This window comes from Streptomyces coacervatus, assembly GCF_029223485.1.
Taxonomy (GTDB): Bacteria; Actinomycetota; Actinomycetes; order Streptomycetales; family Streptomycetaceae; genus Streptomyces; species Streptomyces coacervatus.
In genome coordinates this window covers 261,497-277,647 of the sequence record NZ_JARHTP010000004.1, presented here as the reverse complement: position 1 = coordinate 277,647, position 16,151 = coordinate 261,497, and the positions used below count along the sequence as shown (strand labels likewise).

14 protein-coding genes and 1 pseudogene are annotated in these 16,151 nt (G+C 69.9%); 10 read left to right on the top strand and 5 right to left on the bottom strand.

Translation table 11 applies throughout. From position 1 onward, the window contains the following. Window positions 1–81 precede the first annotated feature (81 nt). Complete coding sequence (locus P2Q00_RS12175) at window positions 82–648, top strand: TetR/AcrR family transcriptional regulator (RefSeq protein WP_275772253.1); 567 nt, start codon at window positions 82–84, stop codon at window positions 646–648. Between the two features lie 8 nt (window positions 649–656). Here P2Q00_RS12175 and pstS read toward each other — a convergent pair whose 3' ends face one another. Continuing rightward, window positions 657–1,802 carry a phosphate ABC transporter substrate-binding protein PstS gene (gene pstS, locus P2Q00_RS12170; protein ID WP_275772251.1) on the bottom strand — a complete coding sequence of 382 codons (1,146 nt, stop codon included), beginning with the start codon at window positions 1,800–1,802 and terminating at the stop codon, window positions 657–659. A 385-nt stretch (window positions 1,803–2,187) separates the two neighbouring features. Between pstS and P2Q00_RS12165 the strand changes: the two genes are divergently transcribed. Then, window positions 2,188–3,027 (top strand): hypothetical protein, encoded by an 840-nt coding sequence (locus P2Q00_RS12165; protein WP_275772249.1) that lies wholly within the window; start codon window positions 2,188–2,190, stop codon window positions 3,025–3,027. A gap of 333 nt (window positions 3,028–3,360) precedes the next feature. Here the strand turns inward: P2Q00_RS12165 and P2Q00_RS12160 are convergent, their stop codons facing one another. Next, complete coding sequence (locus P2Q00_RS12160; RefSeq protein WP_275772247.1) at window positions 3,361–3,954, bottom strand: TetR/AcrR family transcriptional regulator; 594 nt, start codon at window positions 3,952–3,954, stop codon at window positions 3,361–3,363. Between the two features lie 199 nt (window positions 3,955–4,153). Between P2Q00_RS12160 and P2Q00_RS12155 the strand changes: the two genes are divergently transcribed. From P2Q00_RS12155 to P2Q00_RS12145, 3 genes are all read left to right on the top strand, one after another. Next, window positions 4,154–5,173 (top strand): aldo/keto reductase, encoded by a 1,020-nt coding sequence (locus tag P2Q00_RS12155; RefSeq protein ID WP_275772245.1) that lies wholly within the window; start codon window positions 4,154–4,156, stop codon window positions 5,171–5,173. A 26-nt stretch (window positions 5,174–5,199) separates the two neighbouring features. Further along, entirely contained in the window at window positions 5,200–6,081 is an 882-nt protein-coding gene (locus P2Q00_RS12150; protein ID WP_275772243.1) for an LLM class flavin-dependent oxidoreductase, read from the top strand. Window positions 6,082–6,238: 157 nt separating this feature from the next. Further along, the gene (locus tag P2Q00_RS12145) at window positions 6,239–6,895 is read left to right on the top strand and encodes a DUF1326 domain-containing protein (RefSeq protein ID WP_275772242.1); all 657 of its coding nucleotides are present in this window, start codon (window positions 6,239–6,241) and stop codon (window positions 6,893–6,895) included. Between the two features lie 19 nt (window positions 6,896–6,914). Here the strand turns inward: P2Q00_RS12145 and P2Q00_RS12140 are convergent. Both P2Q00_RS12140 and P2Q00_RS12135 read right to left on the bottom strand, forming a co-directional pair. After that, window positions 6,915–7,798: pseudogene (locus P2Q00_RS12140) on the bottom strand (LysR family transcriptional regulator). A 54-nt stretch (window positions 7,799–7,852) separates the two neighbouring features. Beyond that, on the bottom strand, window positions 7,853–8,059 hold the full coding sequence (locus P2Q00_RS12135; protein WP_275772241.1) for a hypothetical protein: 207 nt from the start codon (window positions 8,057–8,059) through the stop codon (window positions 7,853–7,855). Between P2Q00_RS12135 and P2Q00_RS12130 the strand changes: the two genes are divergently transcribed. Further along, a complete protein-coding gene (locus P2Q00_RS12130) occupies window positions 8,051–8,233 on the top strand; it encodes an SRPBCC family protein (protein ID WP_275772239.1) in 183 nt (60 codons plus the stop codon). The two genes, P2Q00_RS12135 and P2Q00_RS12130, sit on opposite strands and share 9 nt — an antisense overlap. A 21-nt stretch (window positions 8,234–8,254) precedes the next feature. Here the strand turns inward: P2Q00_RS12130 and P2Q00_RS12125 are convergent, their stop codons facing one another. Further along, window positions 8,255–10,555, bottom strand: a complete 2,301-nt coding sequence (locus tag P2Q00_RS12125; protein ID WP_275772237.1) for an FdhF/YdeP family oxidoreductase — start codon at window positions 10,553–10,555, stop codon at window positions 8,255–8,257. 161 nt (window positions 10,556–10,716) lie between these two features. Between P2Q00_RS12125 and P2Q00_RS12120 the strand changes: the two genes are divergently transcribed. From P2Q00_RS12120 to P2Q00_RS12105, 4 genes are all read left to right on the top strand, one after another. Further along, window positions 10,717–11,628, top strand: coding sequence for a LysR family transcriptional regulator (locus P2Q00_RS12120; RefSeq protein WP_275772235.1), 912 nt, complete (start codon window positions 10,717–10,719; stop codon window positions 11,626–11,628). Window positions 11,629–11,876: 248 nt separating this feature from the next. Then, complete coding sequence (locus P2Q00_RS12115; RefSeq protein WP_275772233.1) at window positions 11,877–14,144, top strand: MMPL family transporter; 2,268 nt, start codon at window positions 11,877–11,879, stop codon at window positions 14,142–14,144. Window positions 14,145–14,266: 122 nt separating this feature from the next. Then, window positions 14,267–15,472 carry a sensor histidine kinase gene (locus P2Q00_RS12110; RefSeq protein WP_275772232.1) on the top strand — a complete coding sequence of 402 codons (1,206 nt, stop codon included), beginning with the start codon at window positions 14,267–14,269 and terminating at the stop codon, window positions 15,470–15,472. Next, the gene (locus P2Q00_RS12105) at window positions 15,469–16,149 is read left to right on the top strand and encodes a response regulator (RefSeq protein ID WP_275772231.1); all 681 of its coding nucleotides are present in this window, start codon (window positions 15,469–15,471) and stop codon (window positions 16,147–16,149) included. The genes P2Q00_RS12110 and P2Q00_RS12105 overlap by 4 nt, the downstream gene beginning before the upstream one ends. Window positions 16,150–16,151 lie beyond the last annotated feature (2 nt).

Sequence of the window (16,151 nt, the reverse complement as noted above, 5' to 3'; positions counted from 1 at the left end):
GAGCCCCAAACTGTCGATGTCAGTGACTGTCATCGACGCTAACATGTGATGTCAGGGACTGTCATCACGTAGGATCTGCTCATGAGTAGATGGGAGCCGAACGCGCGCGAACGCCTGGCGAAAGCGGCGTTGGAGCTCTACAGCGAGCGCGGCTACGAGCAGACCACGGTGGCGGAGATCGCCAGACGGGCCGGCCTCACCGAGCGGACCTTCTTCCGGCACTACGCCGACAAGCGTGAGGTGCTGTTCGACGGCGCGAGTGCGCTGCAGGAGCTGTTCGTCAACGCGGTCGCCGGGGCTCCGGAGTCCGCGGCGCCGATCGACGCGGTGGCCGCGGGGCTGGAGGCGGTCTCCACCGTGTTCGTCGGCCGCCACGGACACTCTCGGCGGCGGCATGCCGTCATCGTGGCGAACGCGGTACTCCAGGAGCGCGAGCTGATCAAACTCGCCTCGCTGTCGGCCGCGCTCGCCGACGCCCTGCGCCGGCGCGGCGTGGCGGAGCCGGCCGCCAGCCTGACCGCCGAGGCGGGGGTCGCGGTCTTCAAGGTCGGCTTCGAGCGCTGGATCGCGGTGGCCGAGGAACGCGCCATGTCGCAGTTGATGCAGGAGTCACTGGACGAGCTCAAGGCCGTGACCGCGGGCGGCTGAGAGCGGGGTCAGGACAGGCTGTTGATCTTGCTGCGGACCTGGTTCACGATGGCGGCCGGGAGTGTCGCATAGCCCTGGAAGCTCAGGTCCTGCTGACCCTTCACACCGGCGATGTACGTGAGGAACGCCTTCGTGGCGGGCCACGTCTCGGGCTTGTTGCCCTTGTCGCAGACGATCTCGTACGTGACCATGTCGATCGGGTAGGCGCCCGGGGTCTTGGTCGCGTAGTCGAGCTGGAGCACTAGGTCGCCACCGGTGCCGGCGACTTTGGCAGTGGAGATCGCCTTGGAGGCCGTGAAGACACTGGCGTCGACGGGAGTGGCGGCTCCGGTGTCGATCGAGACCGTGGGAATGCCGCGGGCGATCGCATACGACAGCTCGACGTAGCCGACCGCACCCACGGTCTTCTTCACCTGGTCGACGAGGCCCGAGGAACCCTTGGCGGACTGGCCGCCCTTGGCCGTCCACTCCTTGCTGTGCCCGTACGGCCAGGCGCTCGGTGCGGCGGCGCTCAGGTAGGAGGTGAAGTTGTCCGTCGTGCCGGAGGAATCGGAGCGGTGTGAGGGGTGGATCGGTGTCGACGGCAGTTTGGTGCTGGGGTTGAGCTGCGCGATCGCCGGATCGTTCCACTTGGTGATGCGTGAGTCGAAGACCTTGGCGAGTGTGGGGGCGTCCAGGATCAACCTTCTGACCCCTGGCAGGTTGTAGCCGATGGCGATCGGGCCGCCGACCGTCGGTAGGTGGACGGCCTGACCGCCGCCCGAGCAGACGCTCTTGGACTGGGTGATCTGGGCGGCGCTCAGCGCGGAGTCGGAACCCGCGAAGGCGGTCCTGCCCTTCAGGAAATCGGTCTGGCCGGCACCGGAGCCGTTGCTCTGGTAGCTGATCCGGGTACCGGGGCAGGCCCGCATGAAGTTCTTGATCCAGAACTGCATCGCGAACTCCTGCGCAGTCGAGCCGGACGCCGACACATGGGCCGCCTTGCCGCACTTGACGCTGCCGGTGCCCGTGGCGGCCGGAGGGTCGGTCGTGGACGATCCGGCGGACGGCTGGGAACTGGCGTTTGAGCCGCAGGCCGTCAGAAGCAGGGCGCCGGAGACAACCGCAGAGCCGACCGCCAGGGTGCGCAGCCTGCTCTTCCGCTGAAGCTTCACTCTTCGGCTCCATCCTGTACGCGGCCGGGTCGGCGCGGAGAGGGGTGTGACGCCGCGTGATGCCTGCGGCGTACGTCTGAGCGGCAATGTCTGAGCGTGGGCCAGCTGACCGTGGGTCGGGCGGCGGTCGCGGCCCTCACCTCCGAGGGACTATAGCCATCAAATCGATCAATTTCGGTGATTATCGCTCCGGTGGCGCCGTCGGAGGTGCCGGGCTTCCCTGGCCGTCGCTCGGGCCAACTGGCCTCCCGAGCTACACCATCCGGTGGCTTATGACCGTCAGAGCGTTATTCACGTGTCCGATTTTCTGATCATTCCACTATCCGGCTCTTGGTACTGACCGGCCGTCACGAAGCCCCGAACCAAGTTGAGGAGAGTGGAGAACATGACGAAATCGCCGCGATGGCGATCTGTTCTGGCGCCTGCTGCCATGGCTGCCGCGCTCGGCGCAGCCGCGCTGGCGAACGCGGGAACCGCCTACGCCCAGGACCACACCACCCCGCACCCGCCGTACCCGGCGCCGCCCGCCTATCCGGAGCATCCGGCCCAGCCGGCGTATCCGGAGCACCCGGTCAAGCCTGAGCATCCCGCGAAGCCGGCGTATCCGGAGCATCCCGCGAAGCCGGCGTATCCGGAGCATCCCGCGAAGCCGGCGTATCCGGAGCATCCCGCGAAGCCGGCCTATCCGGCTCAGCCCGTGAAGCCGTCCTATCCGGAGCATCCCGCGAAGCCGTCTTATCCGGCTCAGCCGGTGAAGCCCGCGTACCCGGCTCAGCCGGTGAAGCCCGCCTATCCGGCTCAGCCCGTGAAGCCGGCGTACCCGGCCCAGCCGGTCAAGCCCGCGTACCCGGCTCAGCCCGTGAAGCCCGCCTATCCGGCCCAGCCGGTGAAGCCCGCTTATCCGGCTCAGCCGGTGAAGCCCGCTTATCCTCAGCAGCCGGTGAAGCCTGCGTATCCGGCTCAGCCTGCCTATCCGGCCCAGCCGGTCAAGCCGGCATATCCGGAGCACCCCGCGAAGCCTGCCTATCCTCAGCAGCCGGTGAAGCCTGCGTATCCGGCTCAGCCGGTGAAGCCCGCCTATCCGGACCACCCGGCGAAGCCGGCGTATCCGGAGCATCCCGTGAAGCCGGCCTATCCGGCTCAGCCCGTGAAGCCGGCGTATCCGGACCACCCGGCGAAGCCTTCCTATCCGGATCAGCCGACGAAGCCGCACCACTCGAAGTAGCCGTCGAAATCGCACCATCACCACCACTGGACGCGGAGCATGGGCATCCCTCGCTCTGCTCGCGAACACTGGTGACCACGACAAGGAGAAGCTGATCCTGGGTGGGTGGCCGTCGGCGGCCCAGTGAGAGTTCCGGCGACGGCCAGGCCCCCTTCCCGCGCGTGACGGCGACGGGTGCACTGTGCCTGCCCCCCGCCCCTTCGGCCTGGCGGCCACCGACGCCGGCAGCAAAGCCGGGCCCGGACACACGGGCCCGGCACACTGCTGACCGAGCCGACGCGCCCCGCACCGAGCTGGGCCAGTTCAAGGCCGCGAAACCCACTCGACGGTGTGTCAGTTCGGTCGGCGTAGTCCTGCGATGAGGAGTTCGACCAGTCGGCGCGCGTCGTAGCGGGGATCGCTCTCCGCGCCGATGCAGAGGTTTCCGACGCCGCGCATGAGCTCGTAGGCCTCCAGGTCGGATCGAATCTCGCCGGAGGCGGCTGCGGCGTCGAGCAGTTGGGTGCACACGGGCACGAGGCGGTCGAGGAAGTAGGCGTGCAGCGTGTCGAAGCCGGCGTTGTCGGACTGCAGTACGGCGGCGAGTCCGTGCTTGGTGACCAGGAAGTCGACGAAGAGGTTGATCCACTGTCCCAGCGCGGCGTGGGGCGTCCCGCTGCTTGCCAGCAGGGCCGGACCGGCCTCGGCGCAGGCCTCCACCTGGTGCCGGTAGACGGCGATGATGAGATCCGCTCGGGTCGGGAAGTGGCGGTAGATCGTGCCCATCCCGACGCCGGCCCTGGCCGCGATGTCGCGCACCGGCGCTTCCACTCCCGACGCGACGAAGACCGCGGCGGCCGCGTCGAGCAGAGTCTGCTCGTTGCGCCGGGCGTCCGTCCGCTTGGACCGGGCTGCGCGTCCTGTGCCCTTGTCGCTGTCGTTGACCATGCCGCTCCCTCTGCCATTGGCCTTGCTAAAACGGAGCAGTGTTCCGTATCGTAATCGGAGCGACGTTCCGTTTTGCGCATGATGCCAGAGCAGGAGCCTGGCATCCAAGCCATGCCATACAGGCCATGCCATGCCATGCCATTCAAGCGATGCGTGTCACCACGCACTCCGCACCCACCCGCAATGGAGGAACACGGTCATGCAGTACCGCACCTTGGGCCGCACCGGTGTGCAGATCAGCTCCCTCGCGCTCGGCGCGATGAACTTCGGCAGGATCGGACGCACCACTCAGGAGGAGGCCACCGCCATCGTCGATGCCGCTCTCGAAGGCGGGATCAACCTCATCGACACCGCCGACATGTACGGCGACGGCGAATCGGAGGAGATGGTCGGAAAGGCCATCGTGGGCCGCCGCGACGACATCGTGCTGGCCACGAAGGCGGGCATGCCCATGGGCGACGAGCCCAACCAGCGCGGCAGTTCGCGCCGTTGGCTCATCACCGAGCTGGACAACAGCCTGCGCCGTCTCGGCGTCGACCATGTCGACCTCTATCAGATCCACCGGTGGGACCCGAGCACCGGCGACGAGGAGACGCTGTCAGCTCTGACCGATCTTCAACGGGCAGGAAAGATCCGCTACTTCGGCTCCTCGACCTTCCCCGCCCACCGCATCGTGCAGGCCCAATGGGCCGCCCGCGAGCATCACTTGAGCCGTTACGTCACCGAACAGCCCAGCTACTCGATCCTCCAGCGCGGGATCGAGACCCATGTGCTGCCCGTGACCGAGGAGTACGGGCTCGGTGTGCTGGTGTGGAGCCCGCTGGCCTCGGGCTGGCTGTCGGGCGCGATACGCGCGGGCCGGGACATCACCACGAGCCGCTCGGCATTCATGCCGGAACGCTTCGACACCACCATCCCTGCCAACCGGGCCAGGCTCGATGCCGTCGAGCAGTTGGCGACGGTCGCCGAAGAGGCCGGCCTGACCATGATCCAGCTCGCGCTCGGGTTCGTGACCGCGCATCCCGCTGTGACGAGCGCGCTCATCGGCCCCCGCACGGTGGACCATCTGCACGCGCAGCTCGCCGCCGCCGACACCGTGCTCCCCGCCGACGTACTCGACGCGATCGACGCGATCGTCGCTCCCGGTACCGACCTCGCCGCACACGAGAAGTACGACACCCCGCCCGCGCTGCTCGACCCGGCACTCCGCCGCCGGTGAACGCCGTCGAAAGGACCTACGTCTCCATGCCGTACACACCCCGGCCTCGTTTCGGAATCATGACCGCCCCCTCGCAGGTCGACTACCACGACGTCCTGAGGGTCTGGCGCGAGGCGGACACGATTCCGGAGATCGAGCATGCGTGGCTGTTCGATCACCTCATGCCGATCGGCGGCGACCCGGGCGGACCGGCCTACGAAGGGTGGACGCTGCTCTCGGCCCTTGCCGCCCACACCCGGCGACTGCGGCTCGGAGTGCTGGTGACCAGCAACCGGTTCCGGCCGCCCGCGATGCTGGCCAAGATCGCCACGACCGTCGACATCGTCTCCGGCGGACGGCTCGACTTCGGCATCGGCGTCGGCTCACGCCCCGGTCATCCGCTGGCCCGGCGTGAGTACGAAGCACACGGCCTGCCCTTCCACGACTCCGCGCACGCCGTGGGGAGCCTCGCCGAAGCCTGCACGGTGATCCGGCGGCTGTGGACCGAGGAGGAACCGTTCGATTTCAACGGGACCCATCTCCGTCTCACCGGAGCGTTCGGCAACCCCAAACCCGTCCAGCGCCCCCACCCGCCGATACTCATCGGCGGACGTTCCTCCTCGACGCTTCGTGTCGTCGCCGAGCACGCCGACCTGTGGAACATCCCGGGCGGCGACATCGACGACGCCGTCCGCCGCAGCGCACTGCTGGACCGCTACTGCGCCGAGATCGGCCGTGACCCCGCCGCCATCATCCGCTCGATCCACCTGCCCGTCTCCTACGAGCAGCCCGGCGCAACCCGGGACGCGATCGGCGAAGCGGTCGACGCCGGCTTCCGGCACATCGTCCTCGGACTGGCGCCGCCGTACCCCGCCGCCGTCGCGCGGTGGGTCACCGACGAGCTCATCGGCGCGTCGGTCGCCGTATGAACCACTCGCCCCGGACACCACGACGGCCGGTTTCCCCTCCCGGGTGGTGAGGTGCAAGCTGGTATGGAGGCCGCTTCGCGATCCCGCGAGCGGGCTCGGGAATCGTGCGGTCTCGCCACTCCGATGAGCTCCCTGGGCTCGACAGGAGGGAAGCGAGATGACAGAGCAGACCATCACCGGTACGCAATGGCATGTGACCGGCGACTGGTTCGATGTGTGCAAGTGCGCCATACCGTGCCCCTGCACGTTTGCCCAGCCCCCGACCTACGGTGACTGCGAGGGCGTGCTGGTCTGGCACATTCGAGAAGGCAACCTCGGCGACGTGCGGCTCGACGATCTCAACGTTCTGATGCTCGGCTCCTTCGTCGGCAACCCATGGGCCGGCACGCACACCGACCCGTACGCCGCGGTGTTCCTCGACGAACGAGCCGACGAGCAGCAGCGCGGTGCACTCGGGGCGATCTTCGGTGGAGAGGCCGGCGGATGGCCGGCGCAGTTCGGGGCGATGTTCCACCCCGAGATGCGCGGCATGGACGTCGCCCCCATCCACGTGGAGATCGACGACGACCTCGCCACCTGGCGAGCCGAGATTCCCGGCCGGGTCACGGCCACCGCCGAGGCACTCACCGGTCCGACGACTCCGGACGGCGCACGCGTCCAGGTCCACAACGCCCCTGGCGCCGAGGTCGGGCCGGGCCAGGTCGCCACCTGGGGGCGGGCCACAGTCGACCGCGCCGACGCATTCGGCTTCTCGTGGGAGCGCTCGGGGAAGTCGAGCAAGTACTTCCCGTTCGACTGGAGCGGGCCCGACTGAGCGGAAACCTCGGCGGGGCTCACCAGTCCCGAGCCGCCGACCGCAGGAGGTCCCGGACGCGGATGACGTCCGGGTTGGTGTCGGCGCCCGGCCGCTGGACCAGGAAGAGGGTGTTCAGCGGCGGCTTCTCCGGTTCGTGGAGGAGGGCCAGCCGGCCGGAGTCCAGGTACTCCTGGCACAGCGAGCGGGGCAGCACGCTGTAGCCGGCACCGGAGTTGACCGCCGACAGCACGGCGTACAGGTTCGGCACGGTGACGGCTGCGCGGGCGGTGAGCTGCTTGCCGAGGACTGTCCGCCAGTAGCGGCGCACGATGGGCAGGTCCTCCGCGTAGGTGACCAGCGGGACCTCTCGGAGGGCGGCGCACGGGTCGTCGGCGTCGGGGTGCCCGGCGACGTGCCGGGCCCAGCCGGGGGCCGCGACGAGAACGTACTCCTCGTCGGCAAGGGGAACCGAGGCGAGGGCGCGGCCGCGGGGGCGGCGGGTGGCGATGACCAGGTCGTGCCGACCGGAGCGCATCTCCTCCAGCAGCGCTTCGGTGAGGCCCTGGGAGACCCGCAGTTGGACGCCGTCGGCGACGAGGGGGGCGAGGCTGGGCAGCACGCGCACGCACAGCAGCTCCGAGGGGCCCGCAAGGCGGACCGGGGAAGCCTGCCCGGAGAGCGGGCCGCCGCCTTCGAGGGCGGCGAGCGCGTCCAGCGGCGCCGCGACCTGCCCGGCCAGCTCATGCGCCGACGGGGTGGGCTCCACCCCGCGCGGCAGTCGGGTGAACAGCTCCCGGCCCGTCTGCTGTTCCAGGGTGCGGATCTGTGCGGTCACGGTCGGCTGGGAGAGCCCGAGCAGGGGGCGGCCGCGGTGAACGAACCGGATCGGTAGACGTCCAACGAGGTCGTCGTCCAGGGCATCACCGCCGCCCAGGTATGGCACCACCTCACCGACACCTCGACCTGGGAGTCGTACTACGACAACGTCGCGGACATCTCCTTCCCGCGGGGCGGTGGCCCCGAGCTGAAGGAGGACATCGTCTTCAGCTTCGGCACCTTCGGCTTCCCTCCGCTCGCCGCCCGCGTCGTCGAGTTCCGGGCCCCGCCGAGGGCGTCCCGGGCCGTCTGTCCTGGACGGCCCGGCAGGACGGCAGGCCCGAGGAGCAGCTCGACGTGCTGCACGCCTGGCTGGTGGAGGACCTGCCCGGCGGCCGCGTGCGCATCCTCGCCCAGGAGACCCAGATCGGCCGGCCCGCCGCCGAACTGGCGCGGCAGATCCCGAACCCGATGCTCAACGGCCACCAGGCATGGCTCGACGGCCTGGTCCGCGCCGCCTCCGGCGGGCTCAGCGCCTGACCGCCGCCGAGCCCAGGGTGCTCACACATGTGCCGGCTCGGCCGTCCGCTCCAGACGTACGATCACGCTCTTCGAGGTCGGGGTGTTGCTGATGTCCGCGACGCTGTCGAGCGGCACCAGGACATTGGTCTCCGGGTAGTACGCGGCGGCCGAGCCCGGGGGAGTGGAGTAGCCGACGACGCGGAAGCCGTCCGCGCGGCGCTCCGAACCGTCGGACCAGACGCTGACCAGGTCGACGAGGCTGCCGTCGGCGAGACCGAGGTCGGCCAGGTCGGCCGGGTTCACCAGGACGACGCGCCGGCCTCCCTTGATGCCCCGGTAGCGGTCGTCCATCGCGTAGGGGATGGTGTTCCACTGGTCGTGCGAGCGCAGGGTCTGCAGGACGAGATGGCCCTTGGGCGCCTGGAGCATGGCGAAGTCGTTGACGGTGAAGACGGCCTTGCCGCCGGGCGTGCGGAAGACGCGGGAGTTGACCGGATTGGGCAGGCGGAAACCGCCGGGCTGCCGCACGCGCTCGTTGAAGTCCTGGAATCCGTCCACGACTTGCGCGATACGGTCGCGGACGAGGTCGTAGTCGCCCTCGAAGTCCGCCCAGGGGATGGCCGGTTCGGACCCCAGCACCTTGCGGGCGAGGCGGGTGATGATCGACACCTCGCTCAACAGGTGCGGGGACGCCGGCGCGAGGCGGCCACGGGTGGCGTGGACCTCGCTCATGGAGTCCTCGACCGTCATGAACTGCTCGCCGCCCGCCTGGACGTCACGGTCGCTGCGGCCGAGCGTCGGCAGGATCAGCGCCGTGCGTCCGCACACCGCGTGGGACCGGTTGAGCTTGGTCGAAATGTGCGCCGTCAGACGGCAGTTGCGCAGGGCGCGCTCGGTGACGTCGCTGTCAGGGGTCGCACGGACGAAGTTGCCCGCGACGCCGACGAAGACCTTGGCCCGTCCGTCGCGCATGGCCCGGATCGAGTCGACGGAGTCCAGGCCGTGCTCGACCGGCGGGGTGAACGCGAACTCCCGTCCCAGCCGGTCCATGAACGGCTGCGGCATCCGCTCCCAGATGCCCATCGTGCGGTCGCCCTGCACATTGCTGTGTCCGCGCACCGGGCACACGCCCGCGCCCGGGCGGCCGATGTTGCCGCGCAGCAGCAGGAAGTTGACGACCTCGCGGATGGTCGGCACGCCGTGCTTGTGCTGCGTCAGTCCCATCGCCCAGCAGACGATGACGCCGCGGCCGGCCAGGACCCGCTCATGCACCTGCTCGATCTCGTCGCGGGTCAGCCCGGTGGCCTCCAGGACGGCATCCCACGATGTCTCACGGATGTTCGCCACGAAGGCGTCGTAGCCCGTCGTGTGCGACTCGATGAACTCCCGGTCCAGGACGGTGCCCGGCTCCTTGTCCTCCGCCTCCAGCAGGAGCAGGTTCAGCGCCTGGAAGAGGGCGAGGTCGCCGCCGGGCCGTATCTGCAGGAACTGGTCGGCGATCTGCGTACCGCGCCCGATGACACCACGCGCCTTCTGCGGGTGCTTGAAGCGCAGAAGTCCCGCCTCCGGCAGGGGATTCACGGCGATGACATGGCCGCCGCGACGCTTGGTCTCCTCCAGCGCCGACAGCATGCGCGGGTGGTTGGTGCCCGGGTTCTGCCCTACGACGAAGACCAGGTCGGAGTTGTACAGATCGTCCAGGCTGACACTGCCCTTGCCGATGCCCAAGGTCTCGTTGAGGGCCGAACCGCTGGACTCGTGGCACATGTTGGAGCAGTCCGGCAGGTTGTTGGTGCCGAAGGCGCGCGCGAACAGCTGGAGCAGAAAGGCCGGTTCGTTGGCCAGCCGCCCGGAGGTGTAGAACAGCGCCTCGTCCGGGTGGTCCAGGGCGCGCAGTTCGCCGGCGAGCAGGTCGAGTGCCTCGTCCCAGCCGATCGGCTCGTAGTGGGTCGCGCCCTCGCGCAGCACCATCGGCTCGGTCAGCCGGCCCTGCTGATTGAGCCAGTAGTCCGACTTCCGGCTCAGCTCGTCGACCGAGTACTGCCGGAAGAAGTCCGCGGTCACCCGATGTGAGGTGGCCTCGTCGCTGATGTGCTTGGCGCCGTTCTCGCAGTACTCGTTGCGGTGCCGCTCACCCGGCGCGGGCTCCGGCCAGGCGCAGCCCGGGCAGTCGAAGCCCTTCGCCTGGTTGATGTTGAGCAGGGTCAGCGCGGTGCGTTTCGGCGAGGTCTGGCCCAGCGCGTACTTCAGGGCATGGACGACCGCGGGAGCGCCGGTGGCCCACGTCTTGGGAGCCGTCACGGACAGCCCGTCCTCGCCCGGATCCTCGATGTCCCGCATCGGCCACCACGCCCTCTCCGCTCATTCGCCCCCACACTGTTCGGCAGCGCGCCGGGCCAGGTCAAAGCGGCAGTTCCGATCGCCTGACAGGCAGCACCGATCAGTGCTGCTTGACCGGGCCCACCGGCGCCGTACGACCGGGTTCGGTGGATCATTGAGGCGTGCTGCTCCGCCAACTCGAGTACCTCGTCGCCCTCGCCCGCGCCCGTCACTTCGCGAAGGCGGCGCAGGCCTGCTACGTCTCCCAGCCGGCCCTGTCCGAGGGAATCCGCAAACTGGAGGAAGAACTCGGCATCCCCCTGGTCCAGCGGGGCCGCAGGTTCGACGGCCTCACCCCCGAGGGCGAGCGCGTCGTCCTGTGGGCACAGCGCATCCTCGCCGACCGCGACGCGATGCAGGGAGAGATCCAGGCACTGCGCGCCGGGCTGAGCGGCCGACTGCGCATCGGGGCCGTCCCGACCGCGTCCACGGCGGTCGCCCTGCTCACCCAGCCGTTCTGCGCCGCCAACCCCCTCGCCACGGTCCAGGTCTTCGCCGACCTGCAGGCCGAGGACATCGTGAACAGACTCCGGACGTACGAACTCGACGCCGCCGTCACCTACCACAGCTCCGTCGTCGGCCACGACTTCAAGTTCGTCCCGCTGTACCGGGAGCGCTACGTCCTGCTGACCCAGCGCTCCGCCCCCGACTCGGGCCCCGCCGAGATCTCCTGGGAGGAGGCGGCCCAGTACCCCCTGTGCCTGCTGCACCCGATGATGCAGGGGCGCCAGGTCCTCGACGCGGTCTTCGAGACAGTGGGCGCCGCCGTGACCCCGCGGGTCGAGACCGACTCCATCGCCTCCCTGTTTGCTCAGGTCAGGGCAGGTCAGTGGGCCAGCATCGTGCCGCATGCCTGGCTCCACGTCTTCGGAGTGCCCGCAGGCATGCACGCCGTACCCCTGGTCCGCCCGGTCCGCACGGAGCGCATCGGCCTGGTCCTCCCGGCGCGTGAGCCCGTCTCGGTGATCGGCCAGGCGCTGATTGACTCCGTCGGTCAGGCGGGTGTGGCGGCCACGTTGGAACGTCTGCCCTGAGCGCTCCGCTGGAAGCGCGGTCATGAATCCGCGGGCCGGTGGGGGCTGGTCGCGCAGTTCCCCGCGCCCCTTCGGGGCGCTTGGCGTCGTACCGGCGTACGAGTCGGCCGACCGGGCGTGTACTGCGGATTCAGTAGACGGTCCTGCGATTTCAGTAGGCCGCAGTCCCAGTAGCCGCACGACGACGAGAGGGCCCCCGCCACGACAGCCTGGATGGGCAAACCAGAGCGGATGTGGGGTTCCCTGACGTGGCTACTTTTCTGTATCGGCTGGGCCGGCTGGCCTTCCGGCGGCGCTGGTACGTCGCCCTGATGTGGGCGGCGGTCCTGGCTGCCGTCGGTTTGAGCGCCATGAAGGCCCCGGCGGCCGCCGACGAGGGGTTCTCGATGCCGGGCATCGAGTCCCAGAAGGCCTTCGACCTGCTCGGCGAGCGCTTCCCCGGCACGACCGCCGAGGGAGCCACGGCCCGGGTCGTGTTCGTCGCCCCGGACGGGCAGCGGGTGACCGCGTCCGACAACCGGGCGGCCGTGGAGAAGACCATGGCCGACCTGGCCGACGGCTCGCAGGTCGCCGACGTCGCCGATCCCTTCCGGTCGCAGGCGGTCAGCAAGGACGGCTCGACGGCTTACGCGACCGTCACCTACAAGGTGAAGTCCGCGGATGTCACCGACGCCAGCCGCACCGCCCTGGAGAAGGCCGCCGACCAGGCACGGGAGGCAGGTCTGACCGTCGAGGCGGGCGGGTCCGCGATGGACAGCGGCGGGGGACCGGGCGGGGTGGCCGAGATCATCGGCATCTCGGTGGCCGCCGTCGTACTGCTGGTCACCTTCGGTTCGCTGGTCGCCGCGGGGCTGCCGCTGCTGACCGCGATCCTGGGCGTCGGCGTCAGCCTGTTCACGATCATGACCCTGGCCGAACCGCTGGGCCTGTCCACGACGACCAGCACCCTGGCGATGATGCTGGGCCTGGCGGTCGGCATCGACTACGCGTTGTTCGTCGTCTCCCGCTACCGCGAGGAGCGTGCCAAGGGCCACGCCCCGGAGGAGGCGGCCGGCCTGACGGTCGGTACGGCGGGGTCGGCGGTCGTCTTCGCGGGGCTGACGGTGGTCATTGCGCTGGCCGGTCTGACCGTGGTCGGCATTCCGATGCTGACCAAGATGGGCCTGGCCGCGGCCGGGGCGGTCGTCGTCGGTGTACTCGTCGCGCTGACCATGGTTCCGGCGCTCCTCGGCTTCTGGCCCAACAAGGTGCTGTCGGGGGCCGTACGCAGGCAGGGGCGGCGCGGACGCCTGCCCCGGTTCAGGTCCCGGGCCGGCAGGACGCCCAAGGCCGCGAGGAGCGGGGACAGCAACGGAGGAACCCGCTGGGCGCGGCTCGTCCTGCGCCGCCCGGTCCCCGTACTGCTCCTGGGCGTCCTGGGCCTCGGAGCCCTCGCGATACCGATGACGGGCCTGCAACTGGGCATGCCCGGCGACGAGGCCAAGCCCACCTCCACCACCGAGCGCCGCGCCTACGACGACCTGGCCAAGGGCTTCGGCCCCGGCTTCAACGGGCCGCTGACCATCGTCGTGGACGCCAAGGGGGCCGGCGACGCCAAGGCCGTGGCGAGCACGGTCAGCGAGAAGGTCGGCGACACGAAGGGGATCGTCTCGGTCTCCCAGCCCCACTTCAACAAGGCAGGTGACACGGCCGTGTTCACCGCCACGCCGTCCACCAGCCCCACCGACGAGAAGACCAAGACCCTCGTCAAGACCATCCGGGCCGAGCGTCCCGCCATAGAGTCGGGGACGGGCGCATCCTTCGAGGTCACCGGCACGACCGCACTGAACATCGACATCGCAGGGAAGGTCCAGGCGGCGCTGGTCCCCTATCTCGTCATCGTCGTCGGCCTCGCCGTCGTGCTCCTGCTGGTGGTCTTCCGGTCCCTGCTCGTCCCGCTCAAGGCGGCGCTCGGCTTCCTGCTCTCGGTGCTCGCGGCGCTGGGCGCGGTCGTCCTGGTCTTCCAGCAGGGCCATGGGGCGGGCCTGTTCGGGGTGGAACAGACCGGGCCGATCATGAGCCTGATGCCGATCTTCCTCGTGGGCATCGTCTTCGGGCTGGCCATGGACTACGAGGTCTTCCTGGTCTCGCGGATGCGGGAGGCGTACGTCCACGGCGAGTCGGCCCCTCAGGCGGTCGTCTCCGGGTTCCGGCACAGTGCCCGGGTGGTCGTGGCCGCCGCGCTGATCATGATCGCGGTCTTCGCCGGGTTCATCGGCGAGAACGACTCCATGATCAAGATGATCGGCTTCGGCCTGGCCTCCGCCGTGCTCTTCGACGCCTTCGTCGTCCGGATGGCGATCGTGCCCGCCGTGCTCGCCCTGCTCGGCGACCGGGCCTGGTGGCTGCCGAAGTGGCTGGACCGGCTGCTGCCCCGGGTCGACGTGGAGGGCGAGGCCCTCACCCGGCCCCCGGCCGAGCCCGTGGCCCCCGACCCGGCCCCCGCCCACGACGAGCCGGCCGACGCACGCGTCTGATCGGCCATTCACCCCCCCCGCCCGTCCCTGGGCCGCTCCTGGCGAAAGCCACGGGCGGCCCATACGGCACTCCGCGCCGCACCTGGTCCACCATGGACTCACCCTCTTCACCTGGAGAAACGATGACCACCAGCCCGGAGCGTCCCGCCGGGCGCCACCAGCGTGTCGTGGACGCGGTGCTGGTCCTGGCACTGTTCGGCTGTGTGGCTCTGGGTGCCTCGCTCAACATCCCGGGCGTCGACCAGCCGCGCGAGCAGTGGCCCGCCGAGCTCCTCGCCGCGATCTCGTGCCTGGCCGTGCTCAAGGGGCGCAACCACCCGCGCACCGCCGTCGCCGTGGCCACGGTCTGTACGGTGATCACCGCCGTCCTCGGCTATCTGCTCACCCCGCTGCTGCTGGCCCCCCTCATGCTCGCCCTGTACTGGCTGGCCGCCGGCACGGATGTGCGGACCACGCGCAGGTGCGGCGCTGCGACCATGGCCGTGGTGGTGATCACCGCCGTAGCGAACAATTCCAGTACCGAGATGGTGCTGCTGCGCACCGTCGGCCCGATCCTGTGGCTGATGCTGCCCCTGGTCGGCGGCAGCAGGGAGCGGCTGAGGCAGGCCTACATGGAGTCCGTGCATGCGCGTGCCGCGCATGCCGAACGCACCCGGGAGGAGGAGGCCCGGCTGCGGGTCGCCGAGGAACGCATGCGCATCGCCCGCGAACTGCACGATGTCGTCGCCCACCACATGGCCGTCGCCAACGCCCAGGCGGGGACCGCCGCCCACCTGGCGCCCACCCATCCCGAGCAGTCGCAGAAGATCCTCTCCGAACTGGCCGCCACGACCTCCTCCGCGCTGCGCGAACTCCGCGCCACCGTGGGGGTGTTGCGCCAGGTCGGCGATCCCGGCTCCGACTCCCTCGAACCCGCTCCCGGCCTGGATCGCCTCCCCGAACTGATCTCCGCGTGCGAGTCGGCCGGCCTCGATGTCTGCGTCACCACCGACGGAGCGCCCCGGCCCCTGTCGCCGGGCGTGGACCTGACGGCGTACCGCATCATCCAGGAAGCCCTCACCAACGCCACCAAGCACGCCAGCGACCGGGCGGCCCACGTCAGGCTCGCCTACTCCGACTCCCGCCTGCTCATCACGGTCACCAACGAAGGCACCGACACCGCTCCGGCCGTCCCGGACGGCGGCTTCGGCCTCATGGGCATGCGTGAACGAGCCCACTCCGTCGGCGGGGACCTGCGGGCGGGCCCCCGCCCCGAGGGCGGCTTCGAAGTCGCCACCGCCCTGCCGTTGCAGCCCCAAGTCCTGGAAGAACACGAGGCAACCCCGTGACCATCCGTGTCCTGCTCGCCGACGACCAGGCCCTGCTGCGGGGCACGTTCCGGCTGCTGATCGACTCCTGCGCGGACATGGAGGTCGTCGGCGAGGCCGCCAACGGCCAGGAAGCGGTGGAGCTCACGCGCGCCCACCACCCCGACATCGTGCTCATGGACATCCGCATGCCGGGCACCGACGGGCTGGCCGCCACCGCCGCCATCTGCGACAAGCCCGAACTCTCCGGCACGCGCGTCCTCGTCCTCACCACGTTCGAGACGGAGGAGTACGTGGCCAAGGCACTGCGCGTCGGCGCGAGCGGCTTCCTGGGCAAGTACGTCACCGCCGACGTCCTGCTGGCCGGGATCCGCACCGTCGCCTCCGGTGAGGCCCTCCTCTCGCCCGGTGCCACCCGCGCCCTGATCACCCGCTTCCTCACCGGACCGGCCCCGGGCGCCCTGCTGGCACCCCCGGAACGCCTGAGCGACCTCACCCCGCGCGAACGCGAGATCACCGCCCTCGCCGCCGAAGGCAATTCCAACGACGAGATCGCCCGGAAACTCTTCCTGAGCGTGCTGACCGTCCGCTCACACATCCAGCGCGCCCTGACCAAACTCGGCGCGCGGGACCGCGCCCAACTCGTCGTCATCGCCTACCAGACCGGCCTGGTACGCCCCACGCCCCGCGGGATGTGAAG